Origin of the sequence: Pseudoalteromonas sp. 0303 (genome assembly GCF_013349995.1) — a bacterium.
GTDB lineage: Bacteria > Pseudomonadota > Gammaproteobacteria > Enterobacterales > Alteromonadaceae > Pseudoalteromonas.
Genome location: NZ_JABVXF010000193.1, coordinates 1 through 318 on the forward strand (window position 1 = coordinate 1; position 318 = coordinate 318).

The 318-nt window shown below is 50.3% G+C and carries 1 protein-coding gene; it reads right to left on the reverse strand.

Features of this window, described 5'->3' with window-relative positions:
- Nucleotides 1–318 (reverse strand): hypothetical protein (locus HUS62_RS22760; RefSeq protein ID WP_175081246.1); only part of this gene is annotated, 318 nt, incomplete at both ends.

A 318-nucleotide genomic window follows, 5' to 3' on the forward strand; every position in this document is an offset into this window, starting at 1 on the left:
GCTTGCATCAATCGGATCGGTAACATACTCGCCGTTTTGAACGGTTGCTTGAACTTCAATTGGCGCGTTTATACCATCGCTCAAAGTGATGGTAACAGTTTGGCCGTCTTCAACGTCAGTCACTGTGCCGCGTATAACCATGGCGGCGCTTTCGCCGTTGCCATTAATCACGCCATCGGCTGTTTTATCAATGCTGGTTGTGATCGCTGCGGTGTTATCAAGCTCGACTGAATCTTGTGCTGAAATCGGGTTGCCTGCCACATCGGATACGCTAGCTGTGGCAGTGAGTGTGCCATCGTTTAGTGCGCTTGCATCAAT